Origin of the sequence: Mycobacterium shottsii, assembly GCF_010728525.1 — a bacterium.
GTDB classification, from domain to species: Bacteria; Actinomycetota; Actinomycetes; order Mycobacteriales; family Mycobacteriaceae; genus Mycobacterium; species Mycobacterium marinum.
Genome location: NZ_AP022572.1, coordinates 2505958 through 2521184 on the forward strand (window position 1 = coordinate 2505958; position 15227 = coordinate 2521184).

The 15227-nt window shown below is 66.0% G+C and carries 13 protein-coding genes; 9 read left to right on the forward strand and 4 right to left on the reverse strand.

Annotated features, from left to right (window positions below; translation table 11 throughout):
* The first annotated feature begins 130 nt into the window (after positions 1–130).
* The 4 genes from G6N41_RS11755 (at position 131) to G6N41_RS11770 (ending at position 7289) form a co-directional block, all read left to right on the forward strand.
* On the forward strand, positions 131–994 hold the full coding sequence (locus G6N41_RS11755) for a universal stress protein (RefSeq protein ID WP_020731796.1): 864 nt from the start codon (positions 131–133) through the stop codon (positions 992–994).
* Between the two features lie 121 nt (positions 995–1115).
* Positions 1116–3833, forward strand: a complete 2718-nt coding sequence (locus tag G6N41_RS11760; protein WP_198967440.1) for a cation-transporting P-type ATPase — start codon at positions 1116–1118, stop codon at positions 3831–3833.
* A 385-nt stretch (positions 3834–4218) separates the two neighbouring features.
* Complete coding sequence (locus G6N41_RS30295) at positions 4219–5793, forward strand: glycine/sarcosine N-methyltransferase (protein ID WP_456320215.1); 1575 nt, start codon at positions 4219–4221, stop codon at positions 5791–5793.
* A 170-nt stretch (positions 5794–5963) separates the two neighbouring features.
* The gene (locus G6N41_RS11770; protein ID WP_020731800.1) at positions 5964–7289 is read left to right on the forward strand and encodes an amino acid permease; all 1326 of its coding nucleotides are present in this window, start codon (positions 5964–5966) and stop codon (positions 7287–7289) included.
* A 6-nt stretch (positions 7290–7295) separates the two neighbouring features.
* Here G6N41_RS11770 and G6N41_RS11775 read toward each other — a convergent pair whose 3' ends face one another.
* Together G6N41_RS11775 and G6N41_RS11780 are read right to left on the reverse strand one after the other, a co-directional pair.
* Entirely contained in the window at positions 7296–8228 is a 933-nt protein-coding gene (locus tag G6N41_RS11775; RefSeq protein WP_198967441.1) for a ketopantoate reductase family protein, read from the reverse strand.
* A gap of 15 nt (positions 8229–8243) precedes the next feature.
* Complete coding sequence (locus G6N41_RS11780; protein WP_036457252.1) at positions 8244–9401, reverse strand: enolase C-terminal domain-like protein; 1158 nt, start codon at positions 9399–9401, stop codon at positions 8244–8246.
* 212 nt (positions 9402–9613) lie between these two features.
* Between G6N41_RS11780 and G6N41_RS11785 the strand changes: the two genes are divergently transcribed.
* Positions 9614–9943, forward strand: a complete 330-nt coding sequence (locus tag G6N41_RS11785; RefSeq protein WP_198967442.1) for a DUF427 domain-containing protein — start codon at positions 9614–9616, stop codon at positions 9941–9943.
* Here G6N41_RS11785 and G6N41_RS11790 read toward each other — a convergent pair.
* Both G6N41_RS11790 and G6N41_RS11795 read right to left on the reverse strand, forming a co-directional pair.
* Positions 9852–10256 carry a glutaredoxin domain-containing protein gene (locus tag G6N41_RS11790; protein WP_407663748.1) on the reverse strand — a complete coding sequence of 135 codons (405 nt, stop codon included), beginning with the start codon at positions 10254–10256 and terminating at the stop codon, positions 9852–9854. The two genes, G6N41_RS11785 and G6N41_RS11790, sit on opposite strands and share 92 nt — an antisense overlap.
* A gap of 102 nt (positions 10257–10358) precedes the next feature.
* Complete coding sequence (locus tag G6N41_RS11795) at positions 10359–11702, reverse strand: HNH endonuclease signature motif containing protein (RefSeq protein WP_198967443.1); 1344 nt, start codon at positions 11700–11702, stop codon at positions 10359–10361.
* A 171-nt stretch (positions 11703–11873) separates the two neighbouring features.
* On the opposite strand from G6N41_RS11795, the gene G6N41_RS29550 reads away from it, so the two are divergent.
* The 4 genes from G6N41_RS29550 to G6N41_RS11810 all read left to right on the forward strand — a co-directional run bounded on the left by G6N41_RS29550 (position 11874) and on the right by G6N41_RS11810 (position 15225).
* A complete protein-coding gene (locus tag G6N41_RS29550; RefSeq protein ID WP_259593941.1) occupies positions 11874–12299 on the forward strand; it encodes an APC family permease in 426 nt (141 codons plus the stop codon).
* Positions 12199–13212 carry an APC family permease gene (locus G6N41_RS11800; RefSeq protein WP_336282327.1) on the forward strand — a complete coding sequence of 338 codons (1014 nt, stop codon included), beginning with the start codon at positions 12199–12201 and terminating at the stop codon, positions 13210–13212. Before G6N41_RS29550 ends, G6N41_RS11800 begins: the two co-directional genes overlap by 101 nt.
* A 73-nt stretch (positions 13213–13285) precedes the next feature.
* Complete coding sequence (gene hemL, locus G6N41_RS11805; RefSeq protein ID WP_198967444.1) at positions 13286–14617, forward strand: glutamate-1-semialdehyde 2,1-aminomutase; 1332 nt, start codon at positions 13286–13288, stop codon at positions 14615–14617.
* Positions 14617–15225 carry a histidine phosphatase family protein gene (locus G6N41_RS11810; protein ID WP_011738915.1) on the forward strand — a complete coding sequence of 203 codons (609 nt, stop codon included), beginning with the start codon at positions 14617–14619 and terminating at the stop codon, positions 15223–15225. Before hemL ends, G6N41_RS11810 begins: the two co-directional genes overlap by 1 nt.
* Positions 15226–15227: the final 2 nt, after the last annotated feature.

A 15227-nucleotide genomic window follows, 5' to 3' on the forward strand; every position in this document is an offset into this window, starting at 1 on the left:
GCTAACCCACAGCGAGCCGTTGTGTAGCGATGTTGCCGAAAAGTGCGGCGCGTAGATTCCGTTGTGGAGCAATGCGATGTGACCAGAGATGGCGGGCCTTGTTGCCCGGGACCTATCCAGGAGGTGCACCGTGCCGGTGAACGCGGTTGTGGGATACGACGGCTCGCCGGGGGCGAGCACGGCGATAGAAGCCGGTGCGTTGTTGTTCCCAGGAGCGCGCGGATGGATCACCTATCTCTGGGTTCCGCCGTTCGCCAGCGAAAAGGTGCGCCGGCGTCTGCGGCCCATGGCCAGCAACACCAACGAGTTGGTCGAGATGGTGGAGCGCGAGGGGGAGCTCGAGGCCCGGCGAGTGGTCGCGATGGGCGCGACCCTGGCCCGTGCCGCCGGATGGGATGCCGAGCCGGTGCTCAAGCGCACTTGGGGGCCCGAAGGACTGCGCATGGCCGAGGAGGCCGACGAAGTTCAGGCTGACCTGGTACTCGTCGGCACCCGGGGCCTCGGCGGGACGCAAGCGGTACTGGGCAGCGTGGCTGACATGGTGCTGCACCGCTGCCCGCGACCGGTGGTCGTGGTGCCGAATCCGATGCTGGCTGCCGAATACGACGCCCTGCCGAAGGGGCCGATGGTGGTGGGATGGGACGGCTCGGCCGGCTCGGAAACGGCGTTGGCGGCGGCCAGACGCCTGTGCCCGGACCGGGAGGTGGTGTTGGTGTTCGTCGGCGACGGTAGTGCGCCTCTGCCCGCGGCGGGCGTGGGAGAGCTTCGGCAGCTGAGTGTCGAACGTGGTCGGGGTTTCCACGCTCGAGCCGTCTCCGAAGCGCTCGTAGCGGCCGGCCAGGACAACGGCGCGGCCCTGCTGGTGGTCGGCTCGCGGGGACATTCCGGCGCGCGCGAGACGTTGCTCGGCAGCGTCGCAATGGGCACCGTGCACCACTCCCATCGGCCGGTCCTGGTGGTGCCGAGCGGGTGGCAGGTTCCCGCGGACTCCTGAGCGCGGACGGGGCGCTTGGACCTAGGTCCGCGCGGTGGGTGACTTCCGGCTCTGACCCGCACGGGTTTGATCAGGCAGGGTGGGAGCCATGACGTGTCGGTTTCCTGGCGAGATGAGGTGATTGTCGGTATCGGTGACCGCCACCGCGGCCCATCACGGTCTGCCGGCCCACGAAGTGGTGCTGTTGCTGGAGACCGATCCGCACCTCGGATTGTCCGATGACGAGGCGGCCGAGCGACTGCAGCGATTCGGGCCCAACGCCCTGCCGCTGGCCAAACGTGGTGGCTTGCTGCTGCGCATTCTGCGGCAGTTTCACCACCCGCTGATCTATGTGATGCTGGTTGCCGGGGCGATCACCGCGGGCTTGCAGGAGTACATCGACTCCTCCGTGATCTTCGGGGTGGTCGTCCTCAACGCAATCGTGGGTTTCATTCAGGAGTCCAGGGCCGAGTCGGCGCTGGAGGGGCTGCGGTCCATGGTGCGCACCCAGGCCACGGTGATTCGGGACGGCCACGAGCACACCGTGGCTTCCGAAGATCTCGTTCCCGGAGATTTGGTGCTGCTCGAGAGCGGCGACAAGGTGTCGGCCGATCTGCGACTGGTGCGAGCAACGGAACTGCACCTCAACGAGTCGGCGCTGACCGGGGAGTCGGCGGCGGTCCATAAATCCGTGGCCGTACTGCCGGAGGCAACTCCGGTAGCGGACCGACTCAACATGGTCTATTCGGGCACCTTGGTTACCACGGGCCGGGGCGCGGGCATTGCGGTCGCGACCGGCGCCGAGACGGAACTGGGCGAAATTCATCGCCTCGTCGGGGCCGCGGAAACGCTCATGACGCCGCTGACCGCCAAACTCGCCTGGTTCAGCAAGGTCCTGACCATCGCCATCCTGGGTCTGGCGGCGGTCACCTTCGCCGTTGGGCTGCTTCGGCAGCAGGACGCCGTCGAGACCTTTACCGCCGCGATCGCGCTGGCGGTCGGTGCGATTCCCGAAGGTCTGCCGGCCGCGGTGACGATCACCTTGGCGATTGGGGTGGCCCGCATGGCCAGGTGCCGCGCCGTCGTCCGGCGCCTGCCGACGGTGGAGACGCTGGGCAGCACCACGGTGATCTGTACCGACAAGACCGGAACGCTGACCGAAAACCAGATGACCGTTCAGGTGATCTGGACCCCCGACGACGTCGTTGAGGTGACCGGTACCGGCTACGCACCCGACGGCATTCTGCAGGACTGCGATGGCGCACCGATGTCGATGGACGCGAACGCGGCGTTGCGCTGGTCCCTGATCGCCGGGGCGAGCTGCAACGATGCCGCGCTCACCCATGACGACGCGCGCTGGGACATCGTCGGCGATCCCACTGAGGGGGCGATGCTCGTCGTTGCGTCAAAGGCCGGGCTCGACCTCGGGCGGCTCGCGTCCGGAATGCCACGAGAGGCGGCCATCTCGTTCAGCTCCGAGCGCCAGTACATGGCCACGTTGCATCGCGACGGTGCCGATCGTGTGGTGCTGGCCAAGGGCGCGGTGGAGCGAGTGCTCGAGCTGTGCAGCTCGCAGATGGGTGCCGACGGCGCATTGCGCCCGCTGGAGCCTGGCGCTGTCGTGGACGCTGCCGAAATGCTCACCGCCCGAGGTTTGCGGGTCCTGGCCACCGCGGTGCGAGTTGGCGGCAGTCCCCTGGAGCTCAACGAAGACACGCTGCCGGGCGACCTGGCGTTCACCGGGTTGTACGCGATGCTCGATCCGCCCCGGGGGGCCGCGCGGCGTGCGGTGGCGGCCTGTCACACCGCCGGCATCGACGTGAAGATGATCACCGGTGATCACGCCGGCACCGCCACGGCGATCGCGGCGCAGGTGGGGTTGCTCGACGATGGCGGACCCGGCCCGGGTGCCGTTCTTACCGGCCCTGACCTCGCCGCGCTGGACGCCGAAGACTATTCCGACGCCGTGGACCAGGCCATCCTGTTCGCCCGGGTCTCGCCCGAGCAGAAGCTGAGACTGGTCCAGGCCCTACAGGCCAGAGGGCACGTGGTCGCGATGACCGGCGACGGCGTCAACGATGCGCCGGCGCTGCGGCAGGCCAGCGTTGGTGTCGCGATGGGCCGAAGCGGCACCGAGGTCGCCAAGGACGCGGCTGACATGGTGCTGACGGATGACGACTTCGCCACCATCGAAGCTGCGGTCGAAGAGGGACGCGGGGTATTCGACAATCTGACGAAGTTCATCACCTGGACACTGCCCACCAACATCGGTGAAGGGTTGGTGATCCTGGCCGCCATCGCATTAGGCGCCGCCCTGCCGATCTTGCCGACTCAGATCTTGTGGATCAATATGACCACCGCGATCGCGCTCGGACTGATGCTGGCATTCGAGCCCAGAGAGGCGGCCATCATGTCCCGTCCGCCGCGCGGCCCGGACCAGCCGTTGTTGACGCGCACGCTGGTGGGGCGCATTCTGCTGGTCTCCACGCTGCTCGTGGCCTCCGCCTGGTGGCTGTTCGAATGGGAGGTCGGCAAGGGCGCCAGTGTCGAAGCGGCCCGAACCGCGGCGCTGAACCTCTTTGTTGTCGTTGAGGCGTTCTACCTCTTCAGTTGTCGGTCGCTGACCCGCTCGGCCTGGCGGATCGGCTTCTGGTCCAACCGCTGGATCATTTTTGGGGTCGCTGCTCAAGCGATCGCCCAACTTGCCATCACCTACCTTCCCGCGATGAACGCGGTCTTTGCGACGGCGCCGATCGGCGCCCCGGTATGGCTGCGCATCTTCGGCGTCGCCACCGTGGTCAGCTTGGTTGTGGCCGCCGACAAGTTGGTGCGCAGGATAGCCCCAGCACGTCGCAGGTAATTCTGACCTACGTGCACTGTTGCTCACGGATATCACTAGACTCAACGGTGCGGTGCGGGAGCGATGGGCTGGTGCGGTTTTTGGTCCGCTTCCCAGAAGTGGCACATAGGTGCTGTCGGGATGGCGTCGTTTTCGCTCGGCGGAATGCATCGCAGGATTGAACTCGCCCTCGGGCCCGTGGGTGGGTATCGAGGCATTCCATGGCCACAAGTACACCGCGCGCGATCGGGTCGCGGTATTTGCGTGCGGGCTAGCGGAGAAGAAAGGCTAGATGACTAGTTTATCTATCCATCGAGAAAACGCTGAACTGCAATTGAATGATCAAATCTACGGCGACGATCCGTTGTCCGACCGTGAAACGGGAATTTATCGCGCTTAATACGTGATGAGTTTTGTGGAGAAATGGGACGAGCTGATCGACTGGGATGCTCGCTCCGAGTCCGAGGGGCGGTTCTTTGTCGACGTGCTGCGCGCCCGTGACAAGCAGAACATTCTCGACGTCGCGACGGGCACCGGGTTTCACTCGGTGCGTCTCACCGAGGCGGGATTCAATGTGACCAGTGCCGACGGTTCGGCGGCGATGCTGGCCAAGGCATTTGAGAATGGTCGCAAGCGGGGCCTCATCCTGCGAACCGTGCAAGCCGATTGGCGGGAGCTGAACCGCGACATCCAGGGCAAGTACGACGCCATCATTTGTCTTGGCAACTCGTTCACTCACCTGCACGACGAGCACGATCGTCGTCGGGCCCTGGCCGAATTTTATGCGGCATTACGCCATGATGGAATTCTCATCCTCGACCAGCGAAATTATGATGAGATACTCGATCACGGGTTCAAGTCAAAGCACAAATATTACTACTTTGGTGATCAGGTGACGGCGGAGCCGGAATATGTCGATGAGGGCCTTGCTCGTTTCAATTACGATTTCCCGGACGGCTCGGAATACACGCTGAACATGTTTCCGCTGCGGAAGTCCTATGTTCGTCGCCTGATGCGCGAAGCGGGCTTTACGACGGTGCGCACCTACGGGGATTTCCAGGAATCCTACGAGGAGACCGAACCCGATTTCTTCATCCATGTCGCGGAGAAGTCGTTGGCCAGTGAGGCGCTGGCCGAGCCCGATATCGATGCGGCGTTGACCGGCACCCGGGCCGAACCCGAGGCCTACTACGACAGCGATGACGCCAACGCCTTCTACTCGATGATCTGGGGCGGCGAGGACATTCACGTCGGCTGCTACGAGGACACCCGCGATATCGGGGCGGCCGCGAGAGAGACCGTGGACCGCATGGTGCGCCAGTTGACCCGGTTCGACGGCGATACCCGGGTCTTGGACCTGGGTGCCGGCTACGGCGGCTGCGCCCGGCACCTCGCCAGCGACTACGGCAGTTCGGTGACCTGTCTGAACATCTCCGAAGCGCAGAACGAGACGAACCGTGAGCGCAACCGCAATGCGGGCCTGGACGCCAAGATCCGGGTGGTGCACGGCAGCTTTGAAGCGATTCCCGAGCCCGACGGCAGCTACGACGTCGTCTGGTCGCAGGACGCCATCTTGCATGCCGCCGACCGCCGAAAGGTGATCGAGGAGGCGTTCCGGGTGCTCAAAGCCGGTGGCGAGTTGATCTTCACCGATCCGATGCAGGCCGACGAGGTGCCCGACGGTGTGCTGACGCCGGTGTATGACCGGCTGAACCTGGCCTACCTCGGCTCGATGCGTTTTTATCGCGAAACCGCGCTGGCGGTGGGTTTCGAAGTGGTTGATCAGATCGACCTGGTGCACAACCTGGGGGTCCACTACCAGCGGGTGCTCGAGGAACTCGAGACCCGCCGTCGTGAACTCGAGGAGCATTCGTCCACCGAGTACCTGGACAAGATGCGGGTCGGCCTGCGGAACTGGGTGGACTCCGCGCGTGAGGGGCACCTGGCCTGGGGCATCCAGCACTTCCGCAAGCCCGACTGACGTACCCGAGCCACCCCGGCAACTCGGTCGCACACCGATTTGCCGGGGTGGCCCGTTTCGTGAGTCAATCGGTCGATGCGCGGGCTGGACCGCCCCGACCTCCTGGAAGGCAGCCGTCAATAGATAACCGATTAGGACTGCGGCAAGGGTTAACGCAGCGTCAGCTCAACATGATTGCGATCGGCGGTGTCATCGGGGCCGGCCTTTTCGTCGGGTCCGGTGTGGTCATCCGCGCTACCGGTCCCGCCGCCTTCCTGACCTACGCGCTGTGCGGTCTGCTGATCCTTCTGGTGATGCGGATGCTCGCCGAGATGGCCGCCGCCAATCCGTCCACCGGGTCGTTCGCCGACTTTGCTGCCGACGCCCTCGGCGGCTGGGCCGGGTTCTCGGTCGGCTGGCTGTACTGGTACTTCTGGGTGATCGTGGTCGGCTTCGAGGCCGTCGCCGGAGCAAAAGTCCTGATGTACTGGATTCATGCGCCGTTGTGGCTGCTCTCGTTGTGTCTGATGATCATGATGACGGCGACGAACCTGTTCTCGGTGTCGTCCTTCGGTGAGTTCGAGTTCTGGTTTGCGGGCATCAAGGTGGCGGTCATCGTGGTGTTCCTGGCCCTCGGCGCCGCGTTCGCCTTTGGTTTGCTGCCGGGTCATCATATGGATTTCGGCAACCTCACCTCACACGGCGGACTTTTCCCCAAGGGCGTGGAGCCGGTCTTCGCCACCGTTGTGATCGCGATCTTCTCCATGACCGGAACCGAAATCATCACCATCGCGGCCGCCGAAACGCCTGACCCGGAATATGCGGTGCAGCGAGCGATGAGCACGGTGATGGCCCGCATTGCGGTGTTTTTCGTCGGGTCGGTCTTTCTGCTCGTCGTGATTCTGCCGTGGGACACGATCGACCCCGGCGCCTCGCCCTATGTTGCGGCCTTCCAGCGCATGGGGATTCCCGGCGCGGACCAGATCATGAACGCGGTGGTGGTCACCGCGGTGCTGTCCTGTCTGAACTCGGGCCTCTACACCGCGTCGCGAATGATGTTCGTGCTTGCCGGGCGACGGGAGGCGCCCGCCTCGCTGGTGAAAGTCAGCCGTCGGGGGGTGCCCTACGTGGCCATCCTGGCCTCGTCGGCGGTGGGCTTTTTGTGCGTGATCATGGCCTGGGTCGCGCCCACCACGGTATTCATCTTCCTGCTCAATTCGTCTGGTGCGGTTCTGCTTTTCGTCTACCTGCTGATCGCTTTCTCCCAGATCGTCTTGCGCGGCCGAACCCCACCGGAGAAGCTGCGGGTGCGGATGTGGTTTTTCCCCTGGCTGCCGATTCTCACGGTGGTCGGCATCGTCGTTGTGCTCGTCCGCATGGCTTTCGACGACGCCGCGCACAGCCAGTTCTGGCTCAGCATGTTGTCCTGGGTTGCCGTGCTCGGGATCTACGGGGTAACCAGGCTGATCAACCGCAACAGCCGGATGCGGCCCCGGGGCCAAACCAGCGAAGTGTGACAACCCCTAATCCGAATTCACTGCGCTCCATTGTCGTTCGATCGACTTGACCAACGCTGTCAGTGTCGTGTTCACCGGTGTCGGCACCCCGACCCGGGCGCCGTGGCGACCGACCGCGCCGTTGATCACGTTTATCTCGCTGGCCCGGCGCGCCTCGTGGTCGAGCAGCGCCGACGGTTTTGCGTTGGGCATTGCGGCGCCGAAGGCGCGCGCGTGTGCGACGGGGTCGGTGAAGGCAACCGCGATCCCTGATGCCCGCGCCACTGCCCACGCTTCCCTTGCCGCCGCACGGCTGACCGGGCCCATCTCCAGGTCATCGAGCACCTGGCCCACGGTCATCCCGGTCAATGCGCATGGCGCGCTGTAGGCGGCATTGCAGATCAGCTTTTCCCACTGCATCGCGGCGATATCGGTGACGGCCGCGGCGTCGAAGCCCGCCTCGGTCCAGGCGTGGGCAATGCGCTCGACGGTCTCGTGCGGCAGCGACGAATAGGCGCCGAAGCGCATCGCTTTCATCGCGTTATGGTGCACGTGCCCGGGCGCGAGCCGGGCCGCGCCGAATCCGCTTGCGATCCCAACCGCGACCCGCCGCTCGCCGACGATGTCGGCGACCGTCTCGGCCGAACCGAGACCGTTTTGAATGGTCAACACTGGTGTGTCGGCGCCAAGCATGCACAGCGCTTGCCGTGCGCCCGTCGCCACGTCCGCGGCCTTGACGGCAAGCACCACCAGGTCCATCACCTCGGTGGGCGCAGTAGTGGCTGCTCGCAGCGACACCAGCTGGTCAGTGGCGGGGCCGCTGACCAGCAGACCGGTTCGGGTGATCTGGTCGACGTTGGGTTGGTGACGGTCGATCACCGCGACGTCGTTGCCCGCTCCGGCGAGTCTGGCGGCGTAGATGGAACCCATTGCACCGCAGCCGATTATCGCAATCTTCAACGCACTCTCCCGGGGCTACCTCGTCAGTTCGCTGATCAGCTCGCCAAGGCCGGGTTTGCGTTCGAGCCCGAACCCCGGCGCATCCGTGGGCACGATCTGCCCGTCGCGCAACACGCAGCCATCGCAATAGCCGCCGAAGGGCTGGAACACCCCCGGATAGGACTCGCATCCGCCCAATCCGAGGCCCGCGGCGATGTGCAGGTTAATCATGTGTCCGCCGTGCGGGTATGCGCAGCGGCGGTCGAACCCGTGCGCCTCGATCAACTCGAGCATCCGCACGTACTCGCCCAACCCGTAGCTCAGGCCGGCGTCCATCTGAAAGATGTCACGGCCCGCGCGCATGCCGCCATAGCGGACCAGATTGGTTACGTCGGGTACCGAGAACAGGTTTTCGCCGGTGGCAACGGTGCCCGCGTAGCAGCCGATCACCGCACGGTTCAGCTCGAAATCCAATGGGTCACCGGGCTCTTCGTACCAGCGCAGTCCGTAGGGGGCCAACGTCGCGGCCCAGCGCGTCGCGGCGGCCCGGTCGAACCTGCCGTTCGCGTCCACCGCCACCCGATCTGCGCCCACGACGTCGATGACCGCCTCGATGCGCGCCAGGTCGTCGCGCTGCGCCACGCCGCCAATCTTCATCTTGACCGCGTCATAGCCCAGATCCAGATAGCGGCGCATCTCATCGCGCAGGGCGTCCAGGCCGCCGCCCGGGTAGTAGTAGCCGCCGGCGGCATACACCGAGACCAGCGGGGCTGGATCCCGTCCGAAGTGGCGCGCGATGGTCGCGTATGCGGGCTCGTCATTGAGCTTGGCGGCCAGATCCCAGCACGCCAGTTCCACGGCGGCGGCCGCGCCGGCCCGGTCCCCATGTCCGCCGGGCTTCTCGTCGCAAAGCGCATGCCGCAGCACAGCGGCCGGGTCGAGGTGTCCGCGCTGGTCCAGCAGTGCATCTTCGGGCGCCGCGAGCACGCGGGGGATCATTCGGTCGCGCAGGATCCCGCTTTGGGCGAATCGCCCAATCGAGTTGAAAGCCACCCCCGTCAACGGTTTTCCGTGCCGGATCACGTCGCTGACCACGGCGACGAGCGAGACCGTGTGCTGGCTGAAGTTGACGACCGCGTTGGCGGGTCCACCGAGTAACCGGACCGGCCGCTCCAGGATCGCGACGATCCTCATCACCCGGGTCTCAAGGAGTCCGGGTCAGTAGCACGGCGCTCTCATTTGCCCTGGGTCGAATCGCGCGAGGCGTTCGGGGAATTGCATGTCACCATCCAACTCGTTGCGCAGGGCTGATCTCAAGGTCATGGGCATTACTCGCGGCAATTCGCCCACTGCGCACGCGAACGGGTGGACTATCGATCAGACAGAAGTGTCGAGGAGGTGGGCCAATGATCCGCGCCGTGTGGAACGGAACCGTGCTGGCAGAAACGCCCCGGACGGCAAGGGTGGAGGGCAATCACTATTTCCCGCCCGAATCGGTGCATCGGGAGTACTTGCGGGAAAGCTCGACCACTTCGCTGTGCCCCTGGAAGGGCGTGGCCCACTACTACACCGTCGTGGTCGACGGCCGTACGAATCCCGACGCCGCCTGGTTCTATCCGCGTCCCAGCCCGCTGGCCCGTCGCATCAAGAATCATGTCGCGTTCTGGAACGGCGTGGATGTCGAAGGTGAACCCGAGGGTGAGGCGACCGGCCTGGTGTCTCGGGTGGCCGGCTAGCTTGGCGGCAAGCGTTAGCGTCGGGAAAACCAGCCCCTGCTGGTGTTGCGTTGTTCCAGGAGTTCCGGTGCCTGGGTGCGCACCGCGTCGATGACTTGGCCGGCCGTCGGGTTGACCATCGCCACGTCGCCGACCACCACGGTCGGCACCGTCTCGTTGCCGTCTGCGACTGAGCGAACCGCCGCGGCCGCATCGGATCCGTCCAGATGTTGATCTCTCGGGTCGGTAGCCCGCGCCGGCGGAGCCCGCGGCGCAGGCGCCAACAGAACGGACAGCCAGGCCGCCAATAAACCACCACTTCCTGCTCGCTCATAACCTCACGTCCTCGCCCAATGGACCACTGATGGCCAGCGTGATACCCATACTGCACGCAGGCAACGGCCGCGCCGGCCAATCCCAGAAGTGATCGCGGCCGTCAATCCGGTGCCGCCCGGTCGTCCAAGAGGCGTTCGGGATGGTGGTAGACGTTGGTGCGGGCGCCGCGACGAAGTTGGGGTGGCGGGAGCCATGCGGTGCGGCTGTTGGGGAGCTTTGTTGTCTGCCAGCTCTTTCCGGCAAGCCTGTGGTGCGGCGTGCAGGCGAAGGTGAGGTTGTCGACGTCGGTCGGGCCCCCGGCGGCCCAGTCGGTGAGGTGGTGGACTTCGCACCAGTAGCCCGGTGCGTCGCAGCCGGGGTGGGTGCAGCCGCGCTCGGCGGCGTAGAGGACCACGCGCTGGTCGGGCGAGGCGACGCGCCGGGTGCGCCCCAGATAGAGGGGCCGGTTGGAGTGCTCGTCGAAAACGGCCAGATAGTGGTAGGCGTGCCGGGCCATGCGGATGACATCGCGCATGGGTAGCAGGGTCCCTCCGCCGGTGACGGCGCGGCCGGTGGCCGCGGTGAGTTCTTGCAGGGTGGTGGAGACGATGACGGTCACCGGCAGCCCGTTGTGAGTGCCCAGGGCCGGGTCACCGAGTTGGCCGCGCACCAGCGCGTTGAGGGCGTCGTGTTGGCGTTGGGCGGGGCGGCGGGCGTCGGTGGTGGTGGCGTCTTCGGTGGGTTCGCCAGTGATACAGGGGTTTTGGTTGTCGGGGTTGCACATGCCGGGAGCGGCGAAGCGCGCCAGCCAGGCGTCGAGGTTGGCGCGCAGTTCCGGGGTGGCGATCAGTTTCCCGATGCTCATGCCGTCGCGGCGTTGGGCGCACCAGGTGAAGCCACGCTGACGTGCCCGGTCGGCATCGGAGAACCTGCCGTCTGGGTTGATCAGCAGGGCGCAGCGGTGTGCCGCCTTTTCCAGTTGGTCGGGACGCAGTTGCAGGGCCTGGTGGGCCAGCAGCTTCTCGGCGCCCGCAACGATTTGCGGCGCGGTGTCCTGCGGTAGATCGCGCACGAAGGTCGCAATGACGTGCAGGTGCTGGCCATCGAGCTGACCGTCGCGCCAGGCCCGCGCGGTGGCGGGCAGTTTCGGGGGCAGCACCTGCCCGGTCAGGGTGGTCCGGGCAGACAGTTGTTGAGCATCACGCAGCCGGCCACGGGCGTCAGCGGGGGTGATGCGTAGCCAGTCGGCGACGACCTTGGTCACCGGCCCACCGATGGCGGCGGGATCCTCGGTGTATAGGCCGGCGATCACGTCGTGGCTGATCACCGCCTGCAGCCGTCGAGCGGTTTCCAGCCGCGCCAGCATGCGCAGCCGCTCGACAGGCTGCAGACCCTCGAGGTTGGCTTCGCCGATCGCCGCCACGGCGGCATCGAGGGCGTCCAGAAGTCCGGTAATCGAACACATATTCGAATGCTAGATCGTCCGCACTGGTAGCCACCACGCCAAAGCGGCCGGTTGTGGATGAACGTCCGGGTGTGGATAGATTCAGTCGCCCGGATGAGATCGCGATTAGCCTGGCTTGGTGCAGGTGGGCCGTGTGAGTCGGATCGACGAGGCGCACACGGCGGCGTGGGGATGGCGGTGACCACCGGGGCTCGCTCCGAGCTGCAGAAGGCGCTGGGGCAGCGGTCGGCCGTGCTGTTCGGTCTCGCGTATATGACGCCGATCATCGTGCTGGGCATCTTCGGGGTGATCGCCGAACGATCGAAGGGCGCCAGCGCCGGGTCCTACCTGCTGGCCACCGTCGCGATGCTGTTCACCGCGCAGAGCTACGGGGTGATGGCACGGCACTTTCCGGTCGCCGGCTCGGCCTACACCTACGTGCGCAAGGTGCTGGACGCCCGGGTGGGCTTCATGGTCGGCTGGACGGTCCTGTTGGACTACCTGTTTTTGGCCGTTGGTGATCTGGCTGATCGGCGGCTCCTATTTGCAAGACCGGTTTCCCGCCGTGCCGTTTTGGACATGGATCGTGGGCTTTGCCGCCCTGACCACCGTGCTTAACCTCATCGGGCTCAAAGTCGCCGACCGGGCGAACTTCATCCTGATGACGTTTCAACTGCTGATCCTGGCCTTCTTCGTGGCGCTGACGATTGGGTATCTGGTTGGTGACTCGCGGTCACTGCTTTCACTGACCCCGTTCACCGGCAACGGAGGGTTTACGGCGATCACCGCGGGAGCGGCGGTGGCCGCCTACTCATTTCTGGGTTTCGACGCTGTCAGCACGCTGACCGAGGAGACCCACGATGCCGAGCGCACCATCCCGCGGGCCATTGTGCTGATCGCGCTGATCGGCGGGGCCATCTTCGTCACCGTCGCCTACGTTGTCAGCCTGGTGGCCCCGGGCAGTTCGTTTCCCGATGCCGATTCGCTTTCCGAGGGTGTCGCCAGGACCATCGGCGGCAATCTGTTCGCGGCGGTCTTCCTGGCCGCCTTGATCATCGGCCAATTCACCTCCGGGCTTGCCGCGCAGGCGGCGGTCTCGCGCCTGCTCTATGCGATGGGTCGCGACGGCGTCCTGCCCAGGCGGGTGTTCGGCGTGGTCTCCGCGAAGTTTCACACCCCGATGTTCAACATCGTGCTGACTGGCGCGGTGGGCATGGCCGCGATCCTGCTCAGCGTCGCAACGTCGACGTCATTCATCAACTTTGGTGCGTTCACGGCCTTCACGCTGGTCAACGTGTCGGTGGTGGTGTACTTCGTGCGGGAGCGCGGGGCCGGGTTGCCCCGATGGCGCTATCTGGTGCTCCCGGTGATCGGCGCCGCCGTCGATATCTACCTGCTTGCCCACCTGGCATCCGACGCGTTGATCGTCGGATTATCCTGGGCCGCCATCGGCTTTCTCTATCTGCTGTGGCTCACCCGCGGCTTGACCAGGCAGCCACCGGACCTGGCGGGCGCGGCCGAGCGCGGGTAGCGAGCTTACGAGGCAGCGGCAAATCTTACACCCTGTAGTTGAACCGGTCGGCGAGGCTGGGACACTGGTTGCCATGGGCAGCACTGACCAGGCGGTCACCAGCGTGCGCAGGTCGGCGCAGCTGTTTACCGACGCGTGCGCGGTTATCCCGGGTGGGGTGAACTCCCCGGTGCGGGCGTTTACCGCCGTCGGCGGCACCCCGCGGTTCATCACCGAAGCGCACGGCTGTTGGCTTACCGACGCGGATGGGAATCGCTACGCAGACCTGGTGTGCTCGTGGGGCCCGATGATTCTCGGTCATGCGCACCCCGCCGTGGTCGAGGCGGTTTCCCGGGCCGCCACCAACGGATTGTCGTTCGGGGCGCCGACGCCCACTGAGACCGAGCTGGCCGCCGAAATGATCGGGCGGGTGGCACCGGTCGAGCGGCTGCGCCTGGTCAACTCCGGTACCGAGGCCACCATGAGCGCCGTGCGGCTGGCGCGTGGGTTCACCGGCAGGTCCAAGATCATCAAGTTCTCCGGCTGCTACCACGGGCACGTGGACGCGCTGCTGGCCGACGCGGGTTCGGGCGTGGCCACCCTGGGCCTGCCGTCGTCGCCGGGGGTCACCGGCGCCGCGGCGGCCGACACCATCGTGTTGCCCTACAACGACATCGAGGCCGTGCGGCAGACGTTCGCACAGCACGGGGAACAGATCGCCGCGGTGATCACCGAGGCCAGCCCGGGCAACATGGGGGTGGTCCCACCCGGGCGCGGCTATAACGCGGCGTTGCGTGCGGTCACCGCCGAACACGGTGCGCTGCTGATCGTCGACGAGGTGATGACCGGATTCCGGGTCAGCCGCAGCGGTTGGTATGGAATCGATTCGGTCGACGCCGACCTGTTCACCTTCGGCAAGGTGATGAGCGGCGGGCTGCCCGCGGCCGCATTCGGCGGACGGGCCGAGGTCATGGAGCGCTTGGCGCCATTGGGGCCCGTTTACCAAGCCGGCACCTTGTCGGGCAATCCGGTGGCGATGGCGGCCGGACTGGCGACCCTGCGCGCGGCCGATGACGGTGTCTATGCCGCACTGGATACCAACGCCGATCGGCTGGCCCGGCTGCTGGCCGGGGCGTTGACAGATGCCGTTGTGGCGCATCAGATTCCGCGCGCGGGCAACATGCTCAGCGTGTTCTTCAGCGAGACGCCGGTCACCGATTTCGCCTCCGCGCGCAATAGTCAGACGTGGCGTTTCGCTCCGTTCTTTCATGCCCTGCTGGATGCGGGCGTCTACCCGCCGTGCAGTGCATTAGAGGCGTGGTTCGTCTCGGCCGCCCTTGATGACACCGCGTTCGAGCGGATCGCTGACGCGTTGCCCGCCGCAGCGCGGGCGGCCGCCAACGCCACCCCGGAGAGCAGACCCTGATGGCTGAACAGACTCGAGTCCACGTCGTGCGCCATGGTGAGGTGCACAACCCCACCGGGGTTCTCTACGGTCGGCTGCCTGGGTACCGCCTGTCCGAGACCGGCGCGGCGCAGGCGGCCGCGGTGGCCGAATACCTGGCTGACCGCGATGTTGTCGCCGTTGTCGCATCTCCACTGCAGCGTGCGCAGGAGACCGCCGCGCCGATAGCCGCCGCGCACGAACTGGCGATCGACACCGATCCCGACCTGATCGAATCGGCGAACTTTTTCGAGGGCCGCCGTGTCGGCCCCGGGGACGGCGCCTGGCGTGACCCGCGGGTGTGGTGGCAGCTGCGCAACCCGTTCACCCCGTCCTGGGGCGAGCCCTACCTCGAGATCGCGCAGCGGATGGCGACCGCGGTGGACAAGGTGCGCGCTCGTGCCGCCGGGCACGAGGCGGTCTGCGTCAGCCACCAGCTGCCGGTCTGGACGCTGCGGTTGCATCTGACCGGTAGGCGACTGTGGCATGACCCGAGGCGCCGAGACTGTTCGCTGGCATCGGTGACCTCCCTGGTTTATGACGGTGACCGGCTGGTCGACGTGGTGTACTCCGAGCCGGCAGGCGCTTGACG

Excerpts from the sequence above, each read along its gene's own strand:
- G6N41_RS30295 (WP_456320215.1), top strand. The coding sequence starts at position 4,219 with ATGAGTTTTGTGGAGAAATGGGACGAGCTGATCGACTGGGATGCTCGC.
- G6N41_RS11770 (WP_020731800.1), top strand. The coding sequence starts at position 5,964 with ATGATTGCGATCGGCGGTGTCATCGGGGCCGGCCTTTTCGTCGGGTCC.
- G6N41_RS11780 (WP_036457252.1), bottom strand. The coding sequence starts at position 9,401 with ATGAGGATCGTCGCGATCCTGGAGCGGCCGGTCCGGTTACTCGGTGGA.
- G6N41_RS11785 (WP_198967442.1), top strand. The coding sequence starts at position 9,614 with ATGATCCGCGCCGTGTGGAACGGAACCGTGCTGGCAGAAACGCCCCGG.
- G6N41_RS11790 (WP_407663748.1), bottom strand. The coding sequence starts at position 10,256 with ATGAGCGAGCAGGAAGTGGTGGTTTATTGGCGGCCTGGCTGTCCGTTC.
- G6N41_RS11795 (WP_198967443.1), bottom strand. The coding sequence starts at position 11,702 with ATGTGTTCGATTACCGGACTTCTGGACGCCCTCGATGCCGCCGTGGCG.
- G6N41_RS29550 (WP_259593941.1), top strand. The coding sequence starts at position 11,874 with ATGGCGGTGACCACCGGGGCTCGCTCCGAGCTGCAGAAGGCGCTGGGG.
- hemL (WP_198967444.1), top strand. The coding sequence starts at position 13,286 with ATGGGCAGCACTGACCAGGCGGTCACCAGCGTGCGCAGGTCGGCGCAG.
- G6N41_RS11810 (WP_011738915.1), top strand. The coding sequence starts at position 14,617 with ATGGCTGAACAGACTCGAGTCCACGTCGTGCGCCATGGTGAGGTGCAC.